The 26519-nt window shown below is 39.9% G+C and carries 26 protein-coding genes and 1 pseudogene; 15 read left to right on the top strand and 12 right to left on the bottom strand.

Annotation, left to right across the window (positions count from 1 at the left end; genetic code table 11):
• Positions 1-3 precede the first annotated feature (3 nt).
• The gene (gene ileS, locus NLF99_RS01000; protein WP_254526929.1) at positions 4-3417 is read right to left on the bottom strand and encodes an isoleucine--tRNA ligase; all 3414 of its coding nucleotides are present in this window, start codon (positions 3415-3417) and stop codon (positions 4-6) included.
• Positions 3418-3912: 495 nt separating this feature from the next.
• Here ileS and NLF99_RS00995 point away from each other — a divergent pair, with 495 nt between their 5' ends.
• Positions 3913-4308: a hypothetical protein gene (locus tag NLF99_RS00995; RefSeq protein ID WP_254526448.1), complete on the top strand. Its 396-nt coding sequence runs from the start codon at positions 3913-3915 to the stop codon at positions 4306-4308.
• A gap of 296 nt (positions 4309-4604) precedes the next feature.
• Here NLF99_RS00995 and NLF99_RS00990 read toward each other — a convergent pair whose 3' ends face one another.
• Positions 4605-4958: an iron-sulfur cluster assembly accessory protein gene (locus NLF99_RS00990; RefSeq protein ID WP_185211139.1), complete on the bottom strand. Its 354-nt coding sequence runs from the start codon at positions 4956-4958 to the stop codon at positions 4605-4607.
• Between the two features lie 357 nt (positions 4959-5315).
• Here NLF99_RS00990 and glyA point away from each other — a divergent pair, with 357 nt between their 5' ends.
• The 9 genes from glyA (at position 5316) to purE (ending at position 15260) form a co-directional block, all read left to right on the top strand.
• On the top strand, positions 5316-6587 hold the full coding sequence (glyA, locus tag NLF99_RS00985) for a serine hydroxymethyltransferase (RefSeq protein WP_254526447.1): 1272 nt from the start codon (positions 5316-5318) through the stop codon (positions 6585-6587).
• 235 nt (positions 6588-6822) lie between these two features.
• Entirely contained in the window at positions 6823-7413 is a 591-nt protein-coding gene (locus tag NLF99_RS00980) for an RNA polymerase sigma factor (RefSeq protein WP_093100770.1), read from the top strand.
• 342 nt (positions 7414-7755) lie between these two features.
• Positions 7756-8439, top strand: a complete 684-nt coding sequence (locus NLF99_RS00975; RefSeq protein WP_185211135.1) for a zinc metallopeptidase — start codon at positions 7756-7758, stop codon at positions 8437-8439.
• A 202-nt stretch (positions 8440-8641) separates the two neighbouring features.
• The gene (locus tag NLF99_RS00970; protein ID WP_254526446.1) at positions 8642-9271 is read left to right on the top strand and encodes a hypothetical protein; all 630 of its coding nucleotides are present in this window, start codon (positions 8642-8644) and stop codon (positions 9269-9271) included.
• Positions 9272-9917: 646 nt separating this feature from the next.
• Complete coding sequence (ffh, locus tag NLF99_RS00965; RefSeq protein WP_093100765.1) at positions 9918-11261, top strand: signal recognition particle protein; 1344 nt, start codon at positions 9918-9920, stop codon at positions 11259-11261.
• 1232 nt (positions 11262-12493) lie between these two features.
• The gene (locus tag NLF99_RS00960) at positions 12494-13081 is read left to right on the top strand and encodes an NADH-quinone oxidoreductase subunit A (protein ID WP_185211131.1); all 588 of its coding nucleotides are present in this window, start codon (positions 12494-12496) and stop codon (positions 13079-13081) included.
• On the top strand, positions 13078-13590 hold the full coding sequence (locus NLF99_RS00955; RefSeq protein WP_093100762.1) for an NADH-quinone oxidoreductase subunit B: 513 nt from the start codon (positions 13078-13080) through the stop codon (positions 13588-13590). The genes NLF99_RS00960 and NLF99_RS00955 overlap by 4 nt, the downstream gene beginning before the upstream one ends.
• A gap of 8 nt (positions 13591-13598) precedes the next feature.
• The gene (locus NLF99_RS00950) at positions 13599-14741 is read left to right on the top strand and encodes a 5-(carboxyamino)imidazole ribonucleotide synthase (protein WP_185211129.1); all 1143 of its coding nucleotides are present in this window, start codon (positions 13599-13601) and stop codon (positions 14739-14741) included.
• A gap of 18 nt (positions 14742-14759) precedes the next feature.
• Entirely contained in the window at positions 14760-15260 is a 501-nt protein-coding gene (gene purE / locus NLF99_RS00945; protein WP_254526444.1) for a 5-(carboxyamino)imidazole ribonucleotide mutase, read from the top strand.
• Positions 15261-15314: 54 nt separating this feature from the next.
• Here the strand turns inward: purE and NLF99_RS00940 are convergent, their stop codons facing one another.
• The 4 genes from NLF99_RS00940 to bshA form a co-directional block, all read right to left on the bottom strand.
• Positions 15315-16310 carry a sugar phosphate isomerase/epimerase gene (locus NLF99_RS00940; protein WP_185215974.1) on the bottom strand — a complete coding sequence of 332 codons (996 nt, stop codon included), beginning with the start codon at positions 16308-16310 and terminating at the stop codon, positions 15315-15317.
• A gap of 99 nt (positions 16311-16409) precedes the next feature.
• Positions 16410-16973, bottom strand: a complete 564-nt coding sequence (gene frr / locus NLF99_RS00935) for a ribosome recycling factor (protein WP_093100755.1) — start codon at positions 16971-16973, stop codon at positions 16410-16412.
• A gap of 27 nt (positions 16974-17000) precedes the next feature.
• The gene (gene pyrH / locus NLF99_RS00930; RefSeq protein ID WP_185211124.1) at positions 17001-17705 is read right to left on the bottom strand and encodes a UMP kinase; all 705 of its coding nucleotides are present in this window, start codon (positions 17703-17705) and stop codon (positions 17001-17003) included.
• Between the two features lie 54 nt (positions 17706-17759).
• Positions 17760-18908 (bottom strand): N-acetyl-alpha-D-glucosaminyl L-malate synthase BshA, encoded by a 1149-nt coding sequence (gene bshA / locus NLF99_RS00925; RefSeq protein WP_185211122.1) that lies wholly within the window; start codon positions 18906-18908, stop codon positions 17760-17762.
• 123 nt (positions 18909-19031) lie between these two features.
• Here bshA and arfB point away from each other — a divergent pair.
• From arfB to NLF99_RS00905, 4 genes and pseudogenes are all read left to right on the top strand, one after another.
• A pseudogene (arfB, locus tag NLF99_RS00920) lies at positions 19032-19412 on the top strand (alternative ribosome rescue aminoacyl-tRNA hydrolase ArfB); the annotation flags it as partial.
• Between the two features lie 688 nt (positions 19413-20100).
• Positions 20101-20472 (top strand): BlaI/MecI/CopY family transcriptional regulator, encoded by a 372-nt coding sequence (locus NLF99_RS00915; protein WP_185211117.1) that lies wholly within the window; start codon positions 20101-20103, stop codon positions 20470-20472.
• 10 nt (positions 20473-20482) lie between these two features.
• Complete coding sequence (locus NLF99_RS00910; RefSeq protein WP_254526435.1) at positions 20483-21853, top strand: energy transducer TonB; 1371 nt, start codon at positions 20483-20485, stop codon at positions 21851-21853.
• 104 nt (positions 21854-21957) lie between these two features.
• Positions 21958-22761: a hypothetical protein gene (locus NLF99_RS00905; protein WP_254526432.1), complete on the top strand. Its 804-nt coding sequence runs from the start codon at positions 21958-21960 to the stop codon at positions 22759-22761.
• A gap of 36 nt (positions 22762-22797) precedes the next feature.
• Here the strand turns inward: NLF99_RS00905 and NLF99_RS00900 are convergent, their stop codons facing one another.
• Genes NLF99_RS00900 through NLF99_RS00885 form a run of 4 tightly spaced genes read right to left on the bottom strand, consistent with a single transcriptional unit; the run spans position 22798 to position 24778 of the window.
• A complete protein-coding gene (locus tag NLF99_RS00900; RefSeq protein ID WP_254526429.1) occupies positions 22798-23358 on the bottom strand; it encodes a phosphoribosylaminoimidazolesuccinocarboxamide synthase in 561 nt (186 codons plus the stop codon).
• On the bottom strand, positions 23349-23513 hold the full coding sequence (locus tag NLF99_RS00895; RefSeq protein WP_254526428.1) for a phosphoribosylaminoimidazolesuccinocarboxamide synthase: 165 nt from the start codon (positions 23511-23513) through the stop codon (positions 23349-23351). The genes NLF99_RS00900 and NLF99_RS00895 overlap by 10 nt, the downstream gene beginning before the upstream one ends.
• Positions 23514-23551: 38 nt before the next feature.
• Positions 23552-23827: a chaperone modulator CbpM gene (locus tag NLF99_RS00890; protein ID WP_093100743.1), complete on the bottom strand. Its 276-nt coding sequence runs from the start codon at positions 23825-23827 to the stop codon at positions 23552-23554.
• 3 nt (positions 23828-23830) lie between these two features.
• The gene (locus tag NLF99_RS00885) at positions 23831-24778 is read right to left on the bottom strand and encodes a DnaJ C-terminal domain-containing protein (protein ID WP_254526426.1); all 948 of its coding nucleotides are present in this window, start codon (positions 24776-24778) and stop codon (positions 23831-23833) included.
• Positions 24779-24928: 150 nt separating this feature from the next.
• Between NLF99_RS00885 and NLF99_RS00880 the strand changes: the two genes are divergently transcribed.
• A complete protein-coding gene (locus NLF99_RS00880; RefSeq protein ID WP_185211107.1) occupies positions 24929-25483 on the top strand; it encodes a ferritin in 555 nt (184 codons plus the stop codon).
• A gap of 55 nt (positions 25484-25538) precedes the next feature.
• Here the strand turns inward: NLF99_RS00880 and NLF99_RS00875 are convergent, their stop codons facing one another.
• Entirely contained in the window at positions 25539-25730 is a 192-nt protein-coding gene (locus NLF99_RS00875; RefSeq protein WP_254526424.1) for a hypothetical protein, read from the bottom strand.
• A gap of 12 nt (positions 25731-25742) precedes the next feature.
• Positions 25743-26519, bottom strand: a complete 777-nt coding sequence (locus NLF99_RS00870; RefSeq protein WP_254526422.1) for a hypothetical protein — start codon at positions 26517-26519, stop codon at positions 25743-25745.

Below are 26519 nucleotides of genomic sequence, written 5' to 3'. Positions count from 1 at the left end.
ACTTTAAATTTTTTCTATTGATAGCAATAAATTCTCTCCGTCAATTTCGATAGCATCGCCATTTGCCAGGGCACTATCGAATTTCAGACTGTCGGCCAAAATTTCCGTACAAATATACGAGAAATTATTATCTACAGCTTGTTGAATTTCAGTATTTTGACTTAAGGTCACATTTATTCGGTCAGTAACTTCAAATCCTTTGTCTTTTCTGAGATTTTGGATGCGGTTAATAAGCTCTCTTGCCATCCCTTCTTCCTTTAACTCTGCAGAAATATTAACGTCTAAAGCTACCGTTAAACGTCCTAAATTAGCAACTTGCCATCCTTCTACGTCCTCTGCTATGATTTCTACATCATCGCTGCTAATTACATATTCCGTGCCAGTTAACTGGACGGATCCTTGATTTTCTAGTGCTTGGATCTGGGCAGCATCCATATTTTGGATTGCACTGGCTACCACTTTCATATCCTTACCTACCTTAGCACCAAGGACTTTGAAGTTAGGTTTTACCTTTTTCTTAATAATACCGGTAGTGTCCGTAATAAATTCAATATCCTTGATATTTGTTTCTGAAAGGATCAGGTCTTTTACCTTTTCTACTTTCTCTTGGAAGGAACTGTCCAGTACAGGCACCAAAATCTTGCTCAATGGTTGTCTAACATTGATCCCTGTTTTCTTTCTCAAGGAAAGGGTCAAGGATGATATATCTTGGGCCAAGGCCATACGTTCTTCCAATTCTTTATCTACCAAGTCCTCATGGTAAGCTGGATAGTCTGCCAAGTGAACCGACTCATACTTTTCTTTGCCTGTTGCTGCATTTAAGTCCAAATACAATTGGTCTGCAAAGAATGGTGAGATCGGTGCTATTAATTTTGCAATGGTATCCAAACAGGTATATAAGGTTTGGTAAGCCGAGATCTTATCTTGTGAATATTCTCCTTTCCAGAAACGGCGACGGCATAAACGAACATACCAGTTGCTCAAATGCTCATCTACAAAATTCTGGATCGCACGGGCTGCCTTGGTAGGCTCATAATCTGCATAGAATCCATCAACTTCCTTACTCAAACTGTTCAATAAAGAAAGGATCCAACGGTCAATTTCAGGACGGTGTTTTAATGGAATCTCAGGCTCTGCATAATTGAATTTGTCAATATTGGCATAAAGCGCAAAGAATGCATATGTATTATATAAGGTGCCGAAGAACTTACGACGAACTTCATCCAAGCCTTCTACATTAAATTTCAGGTTGTCCCATGGTGCGGCATTGCTGATCATGTACCAACGGGTTGCATCTGCTGAATATTTGTCGATCGTAGCAAATGGATCCACGCCATTTCCTAGACGCTTGGACATCTTGTTGCCATTCTTGTCCAGTACCAATCCATTCGAAACTACGTTCTTGAAGGCAATCGATCCGCGTACCATGGTTGAAATCGCATGCAAGGTAAAGAACCAACCGCGTGTTTGATCAACACCTTCTGCGATGAAATCAGCAGGGAAAGCCGAAAAGTATTCATCCTTGAAAGGAAGTGCTTCACCTTTTTCCAATTTATCGTAATCCAATCCCCATTGCGCATAAGGCATTGCTCCTGAATCAAACCATACGTCGATCAAGTCCGGTTCACGGAATAATTTCTGCCCGCCATCGGAAACCAAGATGATATCATCCACATAAGGTCTATGTAGGTCTAATTCATCGGTTCCAAATTTATCCAGATAGGATTTGTTGGTTGCTTTTTCATCTTCGGTCAGGACATCTGAATTTAATGAAGCTTCCAGGTAAGATTTCAGTTCAGGCATTGAACCTATGCAGATCTCCTCATTCTCGTCTTCACTTCTCCAGATAGGTAGGGGAGTTCCCCAATATCTTGAACGGGAAAGGTTCCAGTCAACCAGGTTTTCCAACCAGTTGCCAAAGCGCCCAGTTCCTGTTGCCTCTGGCTTCCAGTTAATAGTTTTATTCAAAGCCACCAGTTCTTCCTTTACCGCTGTTGTTTTGATAAACCAGCTATCCAATGGATAGTATAGTACCGGTTTGTCCGTTCTCCAGCAGTGCGGATAGGTGTGCTCATATTTCTTAACATCAAATGCTTTGTTCTCTTCCTTAAGTTTGATGGCGATCAATACATCCGTTGGACGGAAATCTTTGTCCGCACGCTCTTCATTGGAATAATATTCTTCTTTTACAAAACGGCCAGCAAAATCGGTGATTTCTTTTACGAATTTACCGGTCTTGTCCACGGTTGGCACTTCTTTTCCGTTTTCATCAAGAACCATGATGGATGGAATACCATTCTCACGAGCTACCCTAAAGTCATCTGCACCATAGGTTGGTGAAGTATGCACGATACCAGTACCGTCTTCAGTGGTCACAAAGTCGCCTAAGATGACACGGAATGCTTTTTCCCTTAGCTCTTCAGAAGTCACATAAGGCATCAATTGATGATAGCGCAAGCCTTCGATTTCTGCTCCTTTAAATTCCTCTACGATTTCCCAAGGGATAACCTTATCACCAAATTTATAGTCTTGGAAGGAAACCTGCTGACCATCAGCTTTAAAGTGCTTTGATATCAGGTTTTTTGCCAAGATCACCGAAACAGCCGTTCCAGTGTATTGGTTGAAGGTTTTCACTTTGACATAGTCAATATTTTTACCCACTGTCAAGGCGCTGTTTCCAGGTAAGGTCCAAGGTGTGGTCGTCCAGGCCAAGAAAGCCACGTCCTCATCTTGGTTTTCCACCAAACGATCCATCATTGGGTGGATCTGTTGTTTATCCAAACGGAATTCAGCAACAATCGTAGTGTCCTTAACGTCCTTATAGGTTCCAGGTTGGTTCAATTCATGCGAACTCAATCCCGTTCCCGCAGCAGGAGAGTATGGTTGGATCGTATAGCCCTTATAAAGCAATCCTTTTTTATAAAGATCCTTCAATAAGAACCATAGGGTCTCGATATATTCATTTTGGTAAGTAATATAAGGATGTTCCAGGTCTACCCAATAGCCCATTTTCTGGGTCAGGTCGTTCCATACATCCGTATATTTCATGACTTCCTTACGGCAGGCATCATTATAGTCCTTCACGGAAATTTTCTTACCGATATCTTCTTTAGTGATACCTAAAGTCTTTTCAACAGCTAATTCAATCGGCAAACCATGGGTATCCCAACCACCTTTACGTTTAACCTGATAACCTTTCAAAGTCTTATAACGGCAAAAAATATCCTTGATCGTTCTCGCCATAACATGGTGGATACCAGGCATTCCATTCGCTGATGGAGGTCCCTCGTAGAAAGTGTAGGGTTTGCTGGCTGGACGGTTGGAGATACTCTTCGCAAAGATGTCGTCAGTCTCCCAACGTTTCAATACCTCTTTGCCTATTTCTGAAAGATTTAACTGCTTATATTCCTTGTACATCACGTAATCTAATTCTGATTTTTAAAGGTGGCTAATTTAGTGAAAAATTTGCACAAATTATAGATAGCTGGGATTGGGGGATTTGAACCAGGATGGAATGGATGGGAGGATAGACCAAGATTATGGAATGAACCAGGATGGAATGGATGGGAGGATAGGCCAAGATTATTTTTGAACCCCAGCAGGGGTGACATATTTGTAGAAATTGGATGTTTGAAAAGGCGAACCCAAAGGGTGGGTGAAATGTTTTTCAACAATTCCTCTTTATGGGTTTAAAACAAAAAAAACAGTTTACTCATCTTACGATTCGCAATGATCAATGTCCTCATAAAAAAAACAATAGATTCTTCGCTTCACTCTGAATCCCTCATTAGCACATTTTTATTCTGAACGATCAGTGAGGAATCTGTACGGTTTTCCCATCTACGACCCTGTCATTCTTTACCGAAGGTAAAGGACCTGTTCGCCAATGCAGCCTATGAGGCAATACTTTTTATGTTGTTTTTTAATAATTATGGGATTGCAGTATTCCGAGATTCTTCCTTCGTCAGAATGACTGGAAGGCGGAAACCGCAGTTGCAGGACCTGTTCGCCAATGCAAACTTTGAGGCAATACTTTTTATGTTGTTTTTTAATAATTATGGGATTGCAGTATTCCGAGATTCTTCCTTCGTCAGAATGACTGGAAGGCGGAAACCGCAGTTGCAGGACCTGTACGCCAATGCAAACTTTGAGGCAATACTTTTTATGTTGTTTTTTAATAATTATGGGATTGCAGTATTCCGAGATTCTTCCTTCGTCAGAATGACTGGAAGGCGGAAACCGCAGTTGCAGGACCTGTTCGCCAATGCAGCTTATGAGGCAATACTGTTTTTGTTGTTATTTAAATAAATATGGGTTTGCTGAATTCCGAGATTCTTCCTTCGTCAGGACGACTAGAAGGCGGAAACCGAAGGTTGTTGGTTGTTGATCCAAGAAATTCTGTAGGTTTTTTATGCCTTTAGGGCATCATAATGCTAAGTGGAAGAGGCATTAAAAAAGGCTTCGCCAAAATAGACAGTTTGAATAGTTTTGCTGCGCAGGCGTGTAAAAATTAAACAACAGATTTTTGGGTATTCTCGCTAGCGATATTTCAATACTGACTGTCGATGTACAAGGCGAAACCTTTTAACGGCAATATTTTTTATTTATGCAGAGAAGCTGCTTCCGCAACCACAAGTGCTTGTTGCGTTTGGATTATTGAATGTAAATCCGCGAGCATCTAGACCGTTTTTAAAGTCGATCTCCATTCCTGCTAAATATAGCCCATGAGCTTTGTTCATAAAGACACGCATGCCCTGAATGTTATATTCTGTATCGCCATCCTTGATTTGGTCGAATCCCAAAATGTAGCTCATCCCTGAACAACCTCCACCCTCTACGCCAATGCGCAATCCAAAATCAGCACCGATTTCTTGTTGGTCGATCAGTTTGTTTAGTTCGTTTAGTGCACCTTCGGTAAAAGTTACCGGAGCTACAGCTGTCAAATTATCTGAAGCCATATTAATTTCCTCTGAATTTACAGCTACAAAAATACATATTTTTCGCTTTCCTTTTAGTAAGCAACCTTATTATGACAATCGGCAAACAGAGACCAGAAGGGGAATGAAGGGCATATGGCAGTAGAAAAATTGCTTATTCATCGAATTGGGAGGCTCAGGAATACTATCGCTAACATGTGGTCGTTTTATGATTGGGAGGTTCAACAGTCCGTTATTCAATTGAGAAAAAACTTAACAAAATGGCAATCCTTAAAAATCATTGGAGAAATTTAGGTAATTATAAGCCCATTTCTTTGTAATTATCTATATTTGCAACAAATTTGAAATTTTAATACCCCCCCAATAAAAAATATCAATATGGAAAGAGATCAATCCATTTTTAATCTAATTGCCGAGGAGCTAAAACGCCAAGAAGAAGGTATTGAGCTTATCGCTTCAGAAAACTTTGTGAGCAAGCAGGTTATGGAAGCCGCTGGTTCTGTTTTGACCAACAAATACGCAGAAGGACTTCCAGGAAAACGTTACTATGGAGGTTGTGAAGTTGTGGATAAAATTGAAACAATTGCCATCGACCGTGCAAAAGAATTGTTTGGCGCTGAATGGGTGAACGTACAGCCTCACTCTGGTGCACAAGCCAATGCTGCTGTTTTCCTTGCCATCTTAAAACCTGGCGATAAAATCCTAGGATTCGATCTTAGCCATGGTGGTCACTTGACTCATGGTTCTCCAGCAAACTTCTCTGGTAAACTTTATCAACCATTATTCTACGGTGTAAAAGAAGATACTGGTCTAATCGACTACGAACAATTAGAAGAAACTGCTCGTCGTGAAAAACCAAAAGTGATTATCTGTGGTGCGTCTGCATATTCTCGTGACTGGGATTATGCCCGTATCCGTAAGGTTGCTGACGAAATCGGCGCTCTAGTTGTCGCTGACGTTTCTCACCCTGCTGGTTTGATCGCTCACGGTCTATTGAACGATCCAATCCCTCACTGTCATATCGTAACGACTACGACTCACAAGACGCTTCGTGGTCCTCGTGGTGGTATGATCATGGTAGGTAAGGATTTCGAAAACCCATGGGGCATCAAAACGCCTAAAGGAGAAACACGTACGATCACCCAATTATTGGATCTAGCGGTATTCCCTGGAACGCAAGGTGGTCCTTTGGAGCACACTATTGCTGCTAAAGCAATTGCTTACGGTGAAGCGCTTTCTGATGATTACTTGACATACATTAAACAAGTTAAAACAAATGCTGCTGCCTTAGCTCAGTTCTTTGTAGAAAGAGACTATAAAATTATCTCTGGAGGTACAGACAACCACTTAATGTTGGTAGACCTTAGAAACAAAGATATCTCTGGTAAAGATGCAGAAGCAGTTTTAGGCTTAGCAGGTATCACAACCAATAAAAACATGGTTCCTTTTGATTCTCGCTCACCATTCGTTACATCAGGTGTACGTTTCGGTACTGCAGCAATCACAACTCGTGGAATCAAAGAAAACGAAATCATTCAAATCGGTGAGTTGATCGACGAGGCATTGAACAATCGTTCAGACAATGCTGCGCTAGATCGTATCCACGGAAAAGTAAGAGAAATGATGGCTCAATTTCCTTTATATAAGTAATTGAGTAAAATATAACATTCAGATGGCTCTAAAGGATAACTTTGGAGCCATTTTTGTTATTAGGATTTAATGTGAAGAAATGTTAAAATACCAATCCATTTTTTGATTAATCGGAAATTTTAATTCTCTTTGAACTAATAACATTAAACAAATCGCTTATCGAAACACTACTACGCTTAAACTAAAATATTACAAAGACATAGAAAACTCTTACATCATTTGTGGAGGCATAATTATGAAACTATTGAATAAGAAAAGTGACCAGGAACTGGTACAAGCGTATGTTAAAGGCGAAGAAAGAGCCTTGCAAGTACTGTTAGAACGTTATAAAACGAAAATCTATACATCGATCTACCATCAGGTTAAAGATCAATACTTAGCTGAAGATATTTTCCAAGAGACTTTTATCAAAGTTATCAATACCCTAAAAGCTGGTCGTTACAATGATGAAGGTAAGTTCTTGCCTTGGGTCATGCGTATTGCCCATAACATGGTTATCGATCATTTCAGAAAAGAAAAAAGAGCACCTAACGTAGTCAATAACGATGGTTTCGATATCTTTGAAATCTTGCAGTTCTCGGACGATAGTGTGGAAATGAAAATGGTAAAAGATCAACGTGATGTGGATCTTAAGAAAATCATCCAATTGCTTCCTGACGATCAAAAAGAAGTGCTGATCATGCGTCTTTTCTGTGATATGAGTTTTAAAGATATCGCGGACATTACTGAGGTAAGTATCAATACGGCCTTGGGGAGAATGCGTTATGCATTGAGCAACTTGAGAAAGATGATCGAGGAAAACAATATGATGTTTCAATTAGGATAATATAAATAGGATCAAGATAAATTTCAAATAGGCCTGCAAAAATTGCAGGCCTATTTTTTGTCATCGCCTTCTGGGTTTTGTCTAGGTTTTATTCGAGACACATTCCGAATTTCAGCAATGTGTCTCGAATAAGACTCGAATAAGGTTTAGAGAAATCCTTCAGATTTTTAAAGGTCGGAAGTAGGTTTTTATTTAACTCTTGGGTAAGTTTTCTGTCACTTTGTCCTCTTTGTGTACATTTCGACTTGTTTTCGCGGTAATTTTTTCTTTCTTTGTGGTAAAAGATCTATTGGAATTAGATTTGATAGGATAATGGAAAAAAGAAAAATAAGATATTAAGATATGTACTGGATAATTTTTATCGGAATCATGGTAGTGAGCTGGATAGTTCAGTTTACTTTCAGAAATAAGTTCAAGAAATACTCGGAGATGCCACTGTCTTCAGGGCTTTCTGGAGCGGAGATAGCACAGAAGATGCTAAATGAGAATGGAATCAGTGATGTACAGGTTATTTCTGTGGAAGGACAATTGACAGACCACTACAACCCTGCACACAGAACGGTTAACTTAAGTCCTGATGTTTATCATGGACGTTCGGTTGCTGCTGCTGCCGTAGCTGCTCACGAATGTGGCCACGCAGTTCAACATGCAACAGCCTATTCTTGGTTGCAATTCCGTTCTGCTATGGTGCCAATCGTAAGTGTTGCCTCAAAATTGACCACATGGGTGTTGATGATCGGGGTAATCATGATGGCATTCTCCGGTAATGTGTATGTGTTGGCTATCGGAGTTGCTGCGCTTGCATTGACGACTTTGTTCAGCTTTATCACTTTACCTGTAGAATTTGATGCTTCAAAACGTGCTTTGGCTTGGTTGGATGCTTCCAATATTACCCATAGCACTGAAGAACATGATGGTGCTAAAGATGCTTTGAAATGGGCTGCCATGACTTATGTGGTTGCTGCACTTTCAGCATTGGTTACTTTACTGTACTACGCATCTATCTTGTTCGGTAGAAGAGACTAAGGCTTATAAAACCTATACAAATAAGGCCCTGATTTTTCAATCAGGGCTTTCTTAGTTTTATGTCTTTTTTGAACGGAATTGCTGAGAAAAAATTGACAATAAAATAATTCCTGACAGTTAAACTTTTTTCATATATTTCAGTCAAAAGCTATAGTAAAACTTCCAAGAAGATTTACACAGAGACTAATTAATTGCTAATCATATGAAAAAGTTGCTGTTTACCATGCTGAGCATGTGTTTTATGTTTGCTGGCTATGCCCAGAATGATGTTCTGACCATTCAAGTGGATTCCGCTGGAAATACGGTCTGGAAAAAGGAAGCCGAAATTTTTGAGATTCCTACTTTAAAGTTGAATACCAGCGGTAAATTAGTTTGGCAAAAGGTATATGAGACCGGCCTAAGTCCAGAAGAAGTTTTTATGCGTATTAATGCCAAAGGTTTTTTAATGGACCATTTCCGAAATGGGAATCAATTCTCAGGTCGACTGGTGAATGTGACTCCGAATCACGAGAATGCAAAAAAATATGTGAGCACTAGGACTCCAAAATTAGAATGGGCGGTGATTAATGCCGGTTTTCTTTTAGAAGTGAAAGATGGTAAGTATGTTGTAACCATTTCCAATATGATTCTCGAGCGAGTAGCCACTAAGCTCCATCAGGCAGATTTCTATCCCAAAGGAGAGCTATCCCCCATTGAAGGATTAGCTTATCATAGAGGAAAGATAGGTCCTATGTTTTTGAAGTCTTATGGTGTGATTATCGATGATACCTTTGATCAATTGTTCCGTGATATCTCCACTCAATTGAAGGACGCAAGGGCAATTGTGGAGTAGGGGGAAGTAGAGATTAGACATTAAACAAAAGACAATAAGACAATAGAATAGGGAATTTAGAGCCAGGGTCCCTTCAACTCCACAGGTTAAGGCTTAGGGCAATGTCATTGAGTTTAGAAAAAAACAAAATTTAAATTCTTTGTTACTTTTGGAGCCCAAAAGTAACCAAAAACCTTCGGCTCATTTAAGGTGGCTTTTCGCACATTCCAACGCGCATGAAAAGAATGCCTTGTTGTCGGGAATATCTTTCAATAGATCATCCCTTTTAATGGGATGATCTATTGAAAGCATTCCAAGGCCAATCCCATCGCACAGGCATCGGCATTCTTTCCATTTTTCCGCCACTGGAAATGAGCCAGGGGCTAAAGAACTTCCTCTGGAAGGATTGAAGTTTGTTGAGTGTACCCCAACAAGATTGTAACTTCAGCATAAAAAAACCTAACTTAATGATATTGGCTCAGGGATTCTGTGCTTAGGCATTTTTATTCTCTTTTTCCTTGAAAAATAAGGGATATTGAAGGCAAAATCTTAAATTAAAAAAGCAAAAAGCTATATTTGTAGGATTAAGTCAAATCAGGTTTATGCCTAAAGTTTTCAGTTTAATACTGTTAACGGAACAAAGTATTGATTTTTAGAAAGTTAAAAGATGTTTTCAAATCTACAGGATAAATTAGACAGGGCCTTTAAGGTATTAAAGGGGCAGGGTAATATTACAGAGATCAACGTTGCGGAAACCATGAAAGAAATTCGCAAGGCATTATTGGATGCCGATGTGAATTACAAGACTGCCAAAACGTTTACCGATGATGTAAAGCAAAAAGCTTTAGGTGAGAATGTATTGACCAGTATCTCTCCAGGTCAGTTGTTGACCAAGATCATGAACGATGAGCTTACGGAGTTGATGGGTGGTACGGTAACCGAGCTTGAAATTACGAAGAACCCGACTATTATCTTGATTGCTGGTTTGAACGGTGCTGGTAAGACGACCTTCTCTGGTAAGTTGGCCAACTTCCTGAAAGCATCTAAAGGCAAAAAACCTTTATTGGTAGCGGGTGACGTTTATCGTCCTGCGGCGATCGATCAATTGGAGGTGTTGGGACAACAAGTTGGAGTTCCGGTTTATGTTGATCGTGAATCAACAGATCCAATCGGAATCGCTGTTGCCGGTGTTGAAGAAGCGAAGCGCAATGGTCAAAACGTGGTTATCATCGATACCGCTGGTCGTTTGGCGATTGACGAAGCTTTGATGAAAGAGATTACCGCGGTGAAAGATGCTACTCAACCACATGAGATCTTGTTCGTTGTGGATTCCATGACGGGTCAAGATGCGGTGAACACTGCGAAAGCTTTCAACGACCGTTTAGACTTCACCGGTGTGGTATTGACCAAATTAGATGGTGATACCCGTGGTGGTGCTGCTCTTTCCATTAAATCTGTGGTAAACAAACCGATCAAGTTTATCGGTACCGGCGAGAAAATGGAAGCATTGGATGTTTTCCACCCTGATCGTATGGCTTCCCGTATCTTAGGTATGGGTGACGTGGTTTCCTTGGTAGAGCGTGCTCAACAACAATTTGACGAGAAACAAGCAGCGGAACTTCAGAAGAAAATCCGTAAGAATAAATTTGATTTCAACGACTTTAAATCGCAGATCCAACAGATCAAGAAAATGGGTAACATGAAGGATTTGATGGGCATGATTCCAGGTGTTGGAAAAGCAATTAAGGATGTTGAGATCGACGATGATGCATTCAAACCGATTGAAGCCATTATTGATTCCATGACTCCGTTTGAGCGTGAAAATCCAGATGCAATCGATCCTAAAAGAAGGAACAGGATTGCAAAAGGTTCTGGAACTAGCCTTGATGAAGTGAACAAACTGATGAAGCAGTTCTCGGATATGCGTAAAGTCATGAAGCAAATGTCTAACCCAGGTATGGCTGCCAAGATGATGCGTAATATGCCTAAGATGCCTGGAAAACCTTTCTAGGCTCTATAAAAGATATAGAAAGAGGTTGCGAAATTTTTCGCAACCTCTTTTTTTTGATGAGGTAGGGTGAGGGTGGGAACAGTTCCTGCACCTGAGGTCATCCCCATTTTGTCGTCCTGAGAGGTAAAAAATTGGGATAAATTTATTGGAATGTGATGACAGCATGTTGGCAATGAAAATAAATTAGCTCTTTTATTTATAATTATAGAACCCCCTTTGGGGTTCCATTATTTTAGCTGGCATGTCAGCTTAGCCTGGAAATCGCGCAAAAACGATGTTCGATTAATCGAACATCGTTTTAGCATTAACCCTATATTGTTTACCATCCATGCTAAAATAATTCATCCCCGCAGGGGATGTATGGCGGATAAAAAATATTCTTCAGATAAATAAAAATGGGCCTGAATGGTTAGAAATGCATTTCTATTAAACTTGGCACTGGTACGCAGGAAGGATCTCGGAAAGCAGAAAAAGTATTGCTCCACGGGTTGCATTGGCGTACAGGTCCCTTACCTTCGGTAAAGAATGACAGGGTCGTAGATTGGAGACCCGTACAGATTCCTCACTGATCGTTCAGAATAAAAATGCGCTAGAGAGGGGTTCAGAGTGAAACGAAGAATCTATTTTTTTATTTTTTTTGAATTTGGGGTTACTCCGAAATCCTAAGATGAGGAAATCATTTCAAATGAAGTATGGATGGTTCCGAGACCCTTCGGGCGTGCCCTCAGGGTGACACAGAAAGGGTATAGAAAAACATTTCACCCACGCTGTGGGTTGGCCCTTTCTAACCTTCAAATTCTACAAATATGCCAGTCCTGCTGGGGTGGGTTATAGAAATTGTACGCATGAAAATTTGAAAATCGACGTATTTCTTTAATCAGAAAATGATATAAATCCATGTTTGTATGGGGCGTGCGTATTCGATATGCCCCTACAGTATCGGGGAAATTCCAGCAACATTTGATCATAATCATGGTCTATCCTCGAATCTTTTAAATCCTGGTTCAAAACCAGATCTTGGTCCATCCTCTCATCCAATCCATCCTGGTTCAAACCACAAGACATAACCAATACCCCCAAACGTAAATTGATTGCTATAGTCCGACCATTTCTCCGGAAAAAGGATCGATATTTTGAAAAATGGAGGGCCATTTTGTAAATTCGTGTACATTGATTGGCCAAGAAAGCTAAAATCCTATAAATCGCATTGAATTAATTGTTAATTTTGTAACATGGACGACCCCGGGCAGATATCGGAATATGGTAAGATACTTTTAATGGCTATCATTGGTATCGTATTGGTTTGTGCCACCATGTTCCTAGCTCGAATCTTGTCGCCGAAAAATCCTAATCCTATTAAATTAAGTACCTATGAATGTGGTGAGGAGACCACGGGAACTTCTTGGGTACAGTTTAATCCGCGATTTTATGTAATTGCCTTGGTATTCCTGTTGTTTGACGTGGAACTGATCTTTATTTTTCCATGGGCAACGGTATTCGGGAATGCAGAACTCAATGCCATTGATCCTCGATGGGGTTGGTTTACCTTGATTGAAATGGCGATATTCCTTGCTGTTCTGATCGTAGGATTGCTTTACGTATGGAAAAGTGGGGATATCAGTTGGATCAAGCCTAGGCATGTGAAACCGACCGTTGCGGTGGGGATTCCGGCTTCTGCGTATGAACAATTGAATGCACAACAATATGTTGTGAAGGATTACAAAGAACAGGAGATAGAAGAAGTCTTGGCAGAGAAAGCTGCTTCACCGGTAAAAATGGGATTCAAGCCTAAGTTTAAGAAACCAAGTTCAGAATCATGAGTTTAGACCAACAATTGCAACAAAATAATGGGGTAATCATCGCTAAGATGGATGACCTCTTAAATTGGGCTAGGTTATCCTCGATGTGGCCTATTAGTTTTGGTATTGCTTGCTGTGCCATAGAGATGATGGGCGCGATGGCGGCGACTTATGATCTGGATAGGTTAGGGGTATTCCCAAGGCCTTCGCCTAGGCAATCTGATGTCATGATCATTGCCGGCACGGTGACATTCAAGATGGCAGACCGGATCAAGAAACTCTATGAGCAGATGCCTGACCCGAAATATGTCATATCCATGGGTTCCTGTTCCAATTGTGGCGGACCGTATTGGCAGCATGGTTACCATGTGGTCAAAGGGGTTGATAAAATCATACCTGTGGATGTCTATGTGCAAGGTTGTCCTCCCAGACCTGAAGCACTGATCGGTGCATTTTTAGAATTACAGAAAAAAATAGAACAACAGTCTTTGCTGAAAGGGGATATTTTCCCAGTAGAAGTAGAGCAATAGAATAATTTATGGCAAAAGATTTTTATGGTGATTTGCGCCTAGGAATTTTAGGCGGTGGCCAATTAGGTCGTATGCTTATCCAAGAAGCAATAAACTTTAATGTAAACGTTCATGTATTGGATCCTGATCCAAATGCTCCTTGCAAGAAATTGTGCAATCAATTTGAGGTAGGTTCGCTAGCCGATTTTGATACCGTTTATAATTTCGGTAAGGATTTGGATATGGTAACGATTGAAATTGAGAAGGTGAATGTAGATGCCCTTGAAGCATTGGAAGAAGAGGGTGTTTTGGTATATCCTCAATCCAGGGTAATTAGGTTGATCCAGGATAAAGGTCTGCAGAAGCAGTTCTTTAAGCAAAATGATATCCCGACTTCGGCATTTCAATTTATATCCAATAAAGAAGGTTTGGCAAACTGCCAGATTACTTTACCTTATATCCAGAAGTTGCGTAAAGACGGTTATGATGGCAAAGGTGTAAAGAAGATTAATTCGCAGGCTGATTTTGAGACGGCTTTTGATGCGCCGAGTATAGTAGAGGAGCTGGTTCCTTTTGAAAAGGAAATCGCTGTGATGGTTGCCCGCAATGATAAGGGAGAAATGATGACTTTCCCAATGGTAGAAATGGAATTCAATCCTCAGGTGAACTTGGTGGAATTCCTGATCTCTCCATCTACCTATTCTTTTGATATACAGATGAAAGCGGAAAGCATTGCGATGAAAATCGCGAATGACCTTCAGATTGTCGGCGTTTTGGCAGTGGAGATGTTCCTGACTGCTGATGGAGATATTTTGGTCAATGAATTGGCCCCACGACCACATAATTCAGGCCATCAAACGATCGAAGGAAACTATACTTCGCAATTCGGTCAACATTTAAGGGCAATCTTTAACCTGCCGTTGGGCAATACCGCTTCAAGAGCGAATGCCATTATGGTCAATTTATTGGGTGAGCCAGGTTATGAAGGGTTGGCAAGGTATGAAGGTATTGAGGAGGCTTTGGGCATTGAGGGGGTATATGTACATTTGTACGGTAAGAAATATACAAAACCTTTCCGCAAGATGGGGCATGTGACGATCGTGAATCAAGATCGCGCAATCGCTATCGAAAATGCGAGAAAAGTTCAGGAATTGATCAAAGTAATTGCATAATTTTTTATTCAGATAATAATGGAAAACGCAAAAGTAGCTGTAATCATGGGAAGCAAGTCAGACTTGCCAGTGATGCAGGATGCCATTGAGGTTTTAAAATATTTAGGGGTATCGTATGAGGTGAGCATTGTTTCGGCGCACCGTACTCCAAAACGTATGTTTGATTTTGCTGAGCAGGCGGCAGGTCGTGGATTGAAGGTAATCATTGCTGGAGCAGGTGGTGCTGCGCACTTACCGGGCATGGTTGCATCGATTACGCATTTGCCAGTGATCGGTGTTCCGGTCAAGTCTTCTAATTCGATTGACGGCTGGGATTCCGTGCTTTCTATCTTACAGATGCCTAATGGTATTCCGGTGGCTACAGTGGCCTTAAATGCAGCGAAAAACGCGGGTATTCTTGCCGCTCAGATCTTGGCGACCAGTGATGAGCAATTAGGAGCTAGGATTTTGGATTTCAAGAAAGAACTGAAAGAAAAAGTAGAGGAAAATGCTGAAGAGGTAGAACGCTTGGTATTTTAGTCTTCTTTTGAAAGATAATAGAAAGGGCGGAAATTTATTTCCGCCCTTTTGTTGTTATTTGAATGTCTTTTGAACATAGTCGTAGCTCTTCTTGATGCTAGCGTATTTATCAGGTGAATAGATTTCATCCTGTTCTACGAAGGCATATTTCAATCCACTTTCGCTGGCGAACTGTGAAATAGAAATAAAGTCAATGCTACCGGAACCCACTTCGGCATACTTGATGCTTTTCATGGTTTCCATCAGGTCTAGGCTATCCCTTTTACCGGTCTTAGGATCAATTTTATTGATATCTAAAGGAGTGGAGAAAGCTCTATCCATGTCCTTGATATGCCATAATGGGAAACGCCCTGGATGTTTAGAGAAATAGGACTGTGGTGTAACACCAGCTTTGGTGATCCAGTACATATCCAATTCAAAATCCACGAGATCTTTCTCAGTGAATGCCAATAGGACATCTAGGCCGTTTGTTCCATTTCCGAATTCCTTAAATTCCCAGAAGTGGTTGTGATAGCCCATTTTGATACCTGCTTTTTTGGACATTTCGCCGGCTTTGTTCAGCTGTTCGGCCATGTACTGATAGTCAGATTGATTGAGTTGATTCAATTTGTGCATCGGCGGGACAGGAGCAATGATATATTCCTGGCCAAGGTTATGCGCAATTTCGATGTATTTCTCGATGTTTTCCTTGTCTGTACTATCTTTATCTAGGTATTTTCCTAGATCATAGTGTCCACTGTGTGTTTTTAGGTTATTGTCGTTCAGGATCTTTTTGAGCTCATCGACGGAAATTCCCCAGAATGCACCATTGTGCGGATCAGCGCCATAGGTTTCGACATGGGTATAGCCGACCTTAGCAACCGATTTTAAAACTTCTTGAGGGTTTTGAGCGAGAAGTTCGCGAAGAGTGAATAACTGTAAACCAATGTTTTTAAGTGGAGAGCCTGATTTTTTGTTCAAGCTATCACAAGAAATCAAATGAGGAGCAACAAGACCACCAACTAATCCCATGCTCGCAAGCTTTAGGAAACTTCTTCTTGATTGTGTCATGCAGAATGTTTTTATTAATTGAATATAGGTAAATTTTTAATAAAAAAAGGATTCTTAATTTTAAGAATCCTTTATAGAATATTCTTTTAAAAGATCGACTTAGATCGTCATGATATCTTTTTCTTTCAATTCGGCTAACTGGTCAACTTTTGCGATATACGTATCGGTCAATTTTTGTACTTCAGCTTCACCTACCTTGATTTCATCTTCAGAAGCACCGTCGTTTTTCAATTTCTTGATTTGCTCGTTGGAATCCTTACGGATGTTACGGATAGCAACACGACCTTTTTCAGTTTCTTCTTTAACTTTTTTCACTAAATCACGACGACGTTCTTCAGTAAGGGGAGGAACCGCTAGGCGGATGATTGAACCGTCATTTTGTGGGTTCAAACCTATGTTAGAATCCATGATAGCCTTCTCGATAGTTGAAAGAAGGTTTTTTTCCCATGGTTGTACAACGATGGTTCTTGCATCTGGTGTGTTTATGTTGCTGACTTGCGATAAAGGCGTTGGCGTGCCGTAGTAATCAACATAAATTCCATCAAGCATACCAGGACTAGCTTTACCTGCACGAATCTTGGTTAATTCAGATTCAGTATGAGCTACAGCTTTCGTCATACCATCTTTGCAGTCGTCCAGTTGAAGTGAAATTAATTCGTTCATATCTTGATTATTATTTGCTTTTAATTATTAACTAACCACAGTTCCAACATGTTCACCGTTGGCAAGTTTCATGAGGTTGCCTGGTTTGTTCATGTCGAAAACGATAATAGGTAGGTTGTTTTCTTGGCAAAGCGTAAATGCCGTCATATCCATTACATTCAATCCTTTTTCGTAGACATCAGTAAAGGAGATATGGTCAAATTTCTTCGCCGTAGGATCTTTCTCAGGGTCTGCAGTATAGATACCGTCCACACGAGTACCTTTAAGTACAGCGTCAGCATTGATTTCAATAGCACGTAAAGATGCCGCGGTATCGGTAGTGAAGTATGGGTTACCCGTACCAGCACCGAAGATAACGATACGACCTTTTTCCAAGTGACGTACAGCACGTCTGCGGATAAATGGTTCACAGATCTGTTCCATTTTGATCGCTGTCAATAGACGAGTTTTCATGCCTTCTTTTTCAAGGGCATCTTGTAATGCCATTGAATTGATCACGGTAGCTAACATTCCCATGTAATCTGCCTGTACACGGTCCATACCAGCTTTTTCAGCGCTAAGGCCACGATAGATGTTTCCTCCACCGATGACGATGGCGATTTCCATGCCTAAGCTATGAAGTTCCTGAATGTCTTGTGCGTATTGTTGAACACGATTAATGTCGATACCGTAGCTTTGCTCGCCCATTAAAGCTTCGCCACTAAGTTTAAGTAGGATGCGTTTGTATTTCATATTTGACTTTTTGGAGTAGTTCCAAAAGCCAAAGATATGACTTTTTGCTTGCGATTAATTAGATTTATTTCCTTTTTTTACCTTTTCGATGACCTGTGAATAAAATTCTTCGTAAATAGGGACGATTTTGCTGAGTTCAAAGTCCTTTGCTCGCTGTAGGGCATTCTCTTTAAATTCATTCAGACGTTGGCAGTCTTCCAAGATATAGATGGAGTTTTTAGCCATATCGTCAATATCACCGACGTCACTCAGGAATCCACTGAAACCCTCTTTGTTCAGTTCCGGTAATCCGCCTGTATTGGAGGAAACGACTGGAACCTTGCAGGCCATGGCTTCCAATGCTGCCAAACCAAAGCTCTCTGAACCTGAAGGCATCAAGAATAGGTCGGCAATGGAAAGGATCTCTTCGATAGCGTCTTGCTTGCCCAGAAAACGGATGCAATCCGTAATGTCTAATTCCCTTGCTAATTCTTCGGCATTTCTACGTTCTGGGCCATCACCTACCATCAAAAGTTTGCTAGGGACCTTTTGGGTTACTTTATGGAATATACGTACTACATCTTCAACGCGTTTTACTTTCCTGAAATTGGAAGTATGGACAATGATGCGTTCCTGGTTTGGTGCAATTGCTTTTTTAAAATGTTCGTGGTTCTTATTATGGAATCTTTGCAGATCGATAAAGTTTGGAATGACCTTGATGTCATTTGTGATATCGAAATAATCCAAGGTTTGTTCCCTTAAATTTTCAGATACCGTAGTTACGCCATCGGATTTATTGATGGAGAAGGTAACAACTGGGCTAAAGCTCTTGTCCTTACCGACCAAGGTGATATCTGTACCGTGGAGGGTAGTGACTACGGGTATATTGATGCCATAGGTTTCCAGAATCTGTTTTGCTAGGAAAGCCACGGAGGCATGAGGGATTGCATAATGCACATGTAAAAGATCCAAGCCTTCGAAACGAACCACATCAACCAGTTTACTGGCCAATGCTGTTTCATAAGGAGGGAAATCAAAAAGTGGATATTGGTTGATTGCTACTTCGTGATAGAATAAGTTCTCTGAGAAAAAATCTAGTCTTGCAGGTTGGCTATAGGTGATAAAATGAACCTGATGTCCGTTGTTTGCTAATGCTTTACCCAGTTCGGTTGCGACTACACCACTTCCCCCAAAAGTTGGATAACATACAATGCCTATCTTCATATTACTGTTTTTCGTTTCTTAAAGATAATAATGTCTCTATATAAGTGTTGCAAAATTTTTCACGGAAAGGGAAAAATTGTAATTTTATTACAAATGCATGTAAATAAAGAACAGTTAATACAGGAATTGGGTTTTAAAACTTCGCGTTCCGGTGGTAAGGGTGGTCAGAACGTCAATAAGGTGTCTTCTAAAGTGATGTTGAATTGGGATGTGGAGAATTCATCGGTTTTTGATGATGATCAGAAAGCTTTGATCAGGGAGCGATTGGCGAATAGGATTTCCAAAGAGGGCTTATTGCAGCTGGACTCCAGTATTGACCGTAGCCAACTCAAGAATAAGGAATTGGTGATAGAACGTTTTTTTAATCTATTGACAGATGCATTGAAGGTAGATGCCAAACGTCTGCCAACAAGGACCCCAAAATCTGTTATCCTGAATAGATTGGACCGCAAGAAAAAACAAGCTTCGAAAAAAGCCGATCGGCAATGGAGGTTTGAGGGGTAGGGAGAGTGATAAAATGGAAGGGTTTCCCAGTAGGGTCTGGATGAGGGGATGGACAATGATCTGGTTTTGAACCAGGATTAAAGGGATGGGAGGATGAACCAAGATTATGATCAAATGCCGCTGGAAAGTCCCCGATACTGTAGGGGCGGATCGAATACGCCCGCTCCATACAAACATAAATTAGTATCATTTTCTGATTAAAGAAATACCTCGATTTTCAAATTTTCATGCGTACAATTTCTACAACCCAATCCCACAGCGGGGGTGAAATATTTTTCAACAAGTCTACTTAAATAAAAAACAGTTCTTTCGCTGTGCTCAAGAAGACAACAATCCTAAAAAAATCAAAAAATAGATTCTTCGTTTCACTCTGAATACCTCCTTAGTGCATTTCAACTTCTTTAATAATGGTTCACAATTCGAAGATTCTTAGTTGACGTTTTTATCTTGGTCCTTCCGGTGGGTGAGCGGATTCGTACCCCTGATTCCCAGTCATCCTGGTTCAAATATCTGATACATTTTCCTTGATTAATAAACAATAATGAAATTAAATGTGTTGATATACAGTTAAATAACTATTTATTTCAACATATAACTAATTCTTTAGTTGTATAACTAAATAATTAGTTATACATTAGTTTTATAATCGATTATAGGCAATATTGTCTTTTTAAATTTTCACAGAATAATGAACGAGTTAAAAGAACTAACAAAGGCGGAGGAGCAAATCATGCACAGTCTATGGGAAATGGGGGGTGGATTTGTGAAGGATATCATTGAAGTTTTACCAGAACCGAAGCCGGCTTATAATACAGTATCAACCATTGTGCGGATTCTCGAGACCAAGGGTTTTGTGGATCATGAGTCTTTTGGGAAGAGCCATCGCTATTTTCCAAAGATTGAAAAAGAAGAGTATAAGAAATTAATAACCGGAAAACTCTTACAAGGTTATTTTGAGAATTCTGCGAGTTCAATGCTTTCTTTCTTCTTGGAGGAGAAAAAGCTGGATGTGCAGGATTTGGATGAAATCATGAAACTTATTCAGAAGCATAAGAAATAAATTTGAAGCTATGACCTATCTACTGATATCAAATCTGTCTTTAGCACTGTTTTTCCTTATCTATCGATATGGATTGAGGAAGCTGACCTTCTTTACGATGAACCGCTGGTATTTATTGTGCAGTGTCTTGATTTCCTATATCATGCCTTTGTTTCTCTTTATTGAATTACAGGTTCCGGAAATCATGCAGATAACATTGCCGGTGTTGGACCTGACGGGGAATGCTGTGCAGGTAAGTCCAACTTCAGCTGAAGTGCAATCTCAACAACCGGGATGGTTGGCGGATAAATGGATGCAGTTGGGCTATTGGCTTGGGGTCCTCATTGCAGCAGGGTTGTTGATATCTCGTGTTTTACAGTTAGTTGTAAGTAGGTTGTCCGTTAGGAATATACATGGAAGCTATTCATTTTTTAACATCGTTAAGTTGAATGTTAAAAACGAGGATACAAAAATGATCCGAGCGCATGAGGATATCCATGTTAAACAAGGACATAGCTATGATATTATGTTTATGGAGATTATCCGGGTTTTCAACTGGTTTAATCCGCTATTAATCTGGATAAGGGATGAGCTGAAGTATCAGCATGAATTTATCGTTGATGAGCAATTTGCAGAAAATAAAGTTGCCTATGCGGAATTGCTGGTTGCTTATGCCATGAATGTTCATCCGAATCAACTGAGTCATGAGTTTTCCAATAATTCACTTTTAAAGGAAAGAATTAATATGATTTTTAAAGATAAATCGAATACAAGAAACAGACTGTTTTACCTGTCCGTATTGCCAATTGCAGCATTGATTATGGGTTTGGTGGTGAATTGCAAATCACCCAATAAGGATAAAACGGAAAGAACAGCTGTCGTTGAGGAGAACACAAATCCTCAGATATCTGCAGATTCGAATAATAATGCTGAGATGGATCAAGGCACAGTATCAAACGAGGTGCAGGGCAGTAGTTCTGGGCAGGAAAATGACCTGAAAAAAGAGTCCGAGGTCAATGCTGCAAACAAGGCGAATCCCCATGATGAACCTGGCAAAAAAGTTACTGGCAATTTTGGGGTATTTGATTTTGACCAAGTTGAAGTAAAACCAACCTATCCAGGAGGAATTGATAAATTTAGGCAGGAAGTTGGCCAGAACTTAGAATATCCACAGGAAGCTATAGATGCAGGTATTAGAGGGAAAATAGAACTTTCATTTGTAATAGGTAAAGATGGTGAGATAAAGGATGTTAAGGTTATTAAGGATTTAAATTATGGTACAGGGCAGGCTGCAGTAAATGCTTTAAAGGGCACCAAAAAATGGAGACCAGGAATTGCTTATGGATTTCCAGCCGAGGTAAGATATATCCTTCCCCTTAGATTAGATCTTTCTCAGATTTAAATTTGTCCTTCTAAATCTTCATTAAATAACATAAAAACAGATTTTCATTCAATTTTATGGCTTTGATTTTTAGGGCTTTCATAAAGTTCCTACTAGGAATTCTTTTGCTTGTACTTTTTTCATGTAAAACACAGGAATTTACCAAGACCGGCTACTTCACGGCTGAGGTTGATAAATATTTCAATGAGAAAGAAAAATTAAATGTATGGCTCTACCGTGCTTTTCAACCAAGTGATACAGGAAACACGGGGCTGAGGAAAGATAGCTTTTATCCCCTTGATCGAAGAATGATGAAAATGGCTGGCTTAGGCAAGAAAGGAGATAAGGTCTTATTTTCGGTAGTCCCAGAAACGAAACCTGAGTATAATATGATTGCCATCAAACATAAAAAGAGAAGGTTTGATAGGGCTGATTTTGTCAAGAAAGAATATTATAAGGCTCCTTATTATGAAAAGGATTATTCCTCGGAAGGGATGGAAATTAAACATGTCTATATTCCATATGCGGAAAAAGAGGGGTTGAGCCTATTATTTTACGCACTAAAAGTGGAAGGGCGCACAAAGGATAAGCCAGTGGATAAATTTGAATACTTGGCGAAAATCAATGCCTTGGAACTGTTTGAGCAGAAAGATTATAAAACGACTTGGCAGATATTTGATTGTGAGGAGAGAGAAAGGATGGATTGGATCCTTAGTCCAAGAACGGATTTACTAAAGGATCGTGAAACGATATATTTAAAATTATTTGACATCTACGGTCCTAATAAGACGATATCTTTTTTCAAACTGATCCAAAAGGATGATGTAAAAGAGATTCAATTGAAATTATGCCCAAATGAGTATGTGCTGGAATATCATGATGAGAAGGGCATGATATTGGATAAAAGCGGTTTTAAGGTAGTTAATTAAAAAAAAGGTCCTTCTGGGTAGAAGGACCTTTGTTTTTTAGGAAAGGAACAGCTTTTCAAGTTCTAGAGGAGCGACATATTTGCCATCCTTATAAACTCTCATGTTTCCTCCGGATATTTCATCGATCAGGATAATCTGATTGTTGGTTTTATCATGACCGAATTCCAATTTGATATCGTATAGTTCAAGACCTTTTTTAGCAAGTTCATCCTTAACGATGCCACAGATTTTTTTGGTCAAGTCTTTTAATTCTTGGTATTGCTGATTGTTCAGCAGACCCAACATAGCCAAAGCATCTTCAGAAATAACAGGATCACCACGTTCATCATCCTTAATGGTTACTTCGACAAAGCTATCCAAAGCTTGGCCTTCTTCGCAGTAAGCAGCATATCTTCTAAGGAAGGAACCAACTGCTCTATAACGGCAGATGACCTCCAAACCTTTACCAAATACCTTAGCATCTTTTACGATCATCTGGACTTTCTCGATATCTGAAGAGATAAAGTGAGTAGGCACACCCAGTTTATTCAATACCTCGAAGAAATAGGTAGTCATTTTAAGGCCAGATCTTCCGGCACCTTCAATCGTTAGTCCCACTGTATTTGCTCCAGGGTCAAAACGCCGTTTTCACCGGTCACATCGTCTTTGAACTGTAATAGGATTTGGTTATCGCCAAGACTGTAAACGTCTTTAGTTTTTCCTTGATAGATTTTTTCCATGATGGTTTCAGTTAATTGAGGCGAATTTATCAAAAAATGATAGAGATGCCTAAATTATCCTTAAAAAACGCTTATTTTTCCAGTTTAAGAAGGCGCAATTCTCGCTGCAGTTCTTCAATTTTATCAATCAGGTTGTTGACCACTTCTATGCCCTGAACATTGAGTTCGAGTTCATAGTGCCAAGTGGAGAAACGTTCTACGTGCAGGACCTGTTCTTCTTCCAGAAACTCCTGTTCTTCTTGGATAATGATTTCAATAAGTCCATTATTATGTAGTTCCTGGATAAAGGTACGTTCGATATTATTGGTTTTGCAGATGTCGATTACTCTAAATAATGTCTTTTCCATGTCTTATTTCTTTAATGAATCCGCTAATTGTTCTACTATTTTCTTTTGCTCCTCAGTGAGGTCGGTCGGCAATTTCACCTGGATTTCTGCATATAGGTCGCCAAAGTCGCCATCTTTTTTATAGACAGGGAATCCTTTACCCTTAAGTCGGATCTTACCTCCGTTCTGGGTTCCTTCTTTAATCTTAACGTTGATTTTTCCGGTTAATGTATCGACAATTGTCTCGCCACCTAACAATGCAGTTGGGAGGTCGACTTCAATGTTCGTATAGAGGTCGTTTACTTTTCGAATGAACCTTGAATCAGGTCTGATGGAGAAAGTGATGAACAGGTCTCCTTTAGGTCCACCATTGACACCGTCGCCACCTTGACCTTTAAGTTTAATTTTCTGTCCATCTTCCACTCCGGCAGGGACCGTGATACGGATGTTCTTGCCGTTGACCGTAAAGGTCTGTTTGTGGGTTTGAGAGGCTTGGAGCAGGGTTAGATCGACCGTAGTTTCATAGTCCTGTCCACGGTAGCTGCCCCGTTTTCCCGAAGACCTGCCACCACCAAATCTAGAACCAAATAGATCTTCGAAGAAATCAGAATATTCGCCAGTATCATAATTGCCATTGTAATTATTGAAGTCAAAGCCTTCGAAAGGATTTTGGCCAGCTCCTGCAGAGCTTCCTCGGGATCCTCTAGAACGGGCATACTCTTGTTGGGCTTTTTCATATTCCTCGCCATGTTTCCAGTTTTCACCATATTGGTCGTATTTTTTTCTCTTCTCTGGATCGGTCAGAACCTCGTTGGCCTCGTTTATTTCCTGGAATCTTTTCTTTGCACTTTCGTCATTTGGATTTAAGTCAGGATGGTACTTTCGAGCCAGCTTTCGATAAGCCTTCTTGATATCATCTTGACTTGCGGATTTATCCAAACCTAATACACTGTAATAGTCTACAAACGCCATATTGATTATTGATTTAAAAAAAGAACAAGTAGAGTAGGGTTTTGTTTATTAATAGCCTTTCTCAAATTTACAATGTATATGTGTAAAAGTAAAGGGAGAAAAGGTAAACAAAGTAGGATGTGAAGTGTTAAAAGAGAAAAAGGAATTATTATGGATACCAATAGACTTTCAAAAGCGATGGAAACATCGTTGATTAAACAAATGACAAAAGAAAACCAAGCTTCCCAGATCTATTTGGCTTTGGGATGTTGGGCAGATACGAAAGGTTATGGCGGTGTTGCAAATTTCTTGTTTCGCCATGCTCAGGAAGAACGAAACCACATGATCAAAATCATGATGTATATTCTTGAAAGAGGGGGGACTCCAAAAGTTGAAGCCGTAGCCGAGCATACCAAACTGCCTAAATCCATGTCGGAATGTTTCAATATGGTTTTTCAGCATGAGGTAGATAATACCAATGCAATCTATGGATTGGTTAACCAGTCGATGGAGGAAAAGGATTGGGCGACATGGAACTTTGCGCAGTGGTTTGTAAAAGAGCAGACGGAAGAAGAGAAATTAGCATTATCGCTGATCGATAAATTGAAGATTGCCGGTGGAGATCGTGCTACTGACGAATCGCTGTTTGAATTGGATAAATATTTGGGAAATGCTCCTGATGATGTGCCATTGGCTAGAGAATCGACAGCAGATAATCCGGAATAACGAAATTTGGCTGACAGAGCTGAAAATGATAGGGCAGAATATTTTCTGCCCTTTTCTATTTATTGATTAACTGATTGGAATCATGCCATTCCATTCTTGTTTTCTTATGCTGCATGGAAATACTATTGGATGCTTCGGTTTTTACTTCTTCATTTTTCCTTTCTTCAATTTTCACAAAGGAATGGAAGTAGGGAATGAGAGCCATTAGAAACGTGCTGAGATATTTGAACAATATTTTGAATAGCATGGTTTCTTTAATTTATTTGGGCCTTCTGGAATTGTAATAATCCAAGTTTCCTGAAAGGACCAATGATTTCAAGCGTTTATCTTCTGGGTATTTTCCAACGATAATATTGCTGAGCCCTTGTAGATCGGCATTCAGGGAGTCTATATGGTTATTGTTAAAAACTTCCAGCAGCCCATCATTCAAGGTAACATCAAGTTTGTTGAAGCTGAGATTATCAAAGGTTATTTTCGATTTACCTGAGATTTGCATGCTAAAAGGATTGCTGAAATTTTGGCTTTCCCTGGAATAATTTCGAATTTTTAATGAGCTATTCTTGAGAACGGTAATTTTGTTGAGGCCTTTGGCAATACTATCCGTAGGGATGATCTCGATAGATCCTTTATAATGCTCTAGGGTCAAACCGTAGGACTCCTGAGGGTTTAAGGTAAGTTCAACCCTCGAATAAACTTTCTGGCTTAGGGTGACCTGTAAGGTATCGCCAATTCTTTTATGATCAAAATTGATAACTTGATTACTTTGCTTTACGGAAATTTGTGTTGTATCCGCATATACAACTGATAGGAAGGCACCTTTATCATATCCGATAATCTTAATGTTCTTAATGCCATCTAGGGATACTTTTTCCATTTTATCTGTATTGTCGAAGTTTTTGACAAAAGCTGAAACTATATCGCGGGGTTCATGGCTTAAGGGATCTGCAAAGACAACGCCTTGCAGCGGTTTTATGACTAAGCAGACCAACCATAGAATAGCAAGGGCAGTAAACAATAATATATTTGACTTTTTCAT

The organism is Sphingobacterium sp. LZ11T8 (genome assembly GCF_024261425.1).
Classification (GTDB): Bacteria; Bacteroidota; Bacteroidia; order Sphingobacteriales; family Sphingobacteriaceae; genus Sphingobacterium.
The sequence above is the reverse complement of the archived record's forward strand: the minus strand, read 5'-3'. Positions and strand labels throughout refer to the sequence as shown.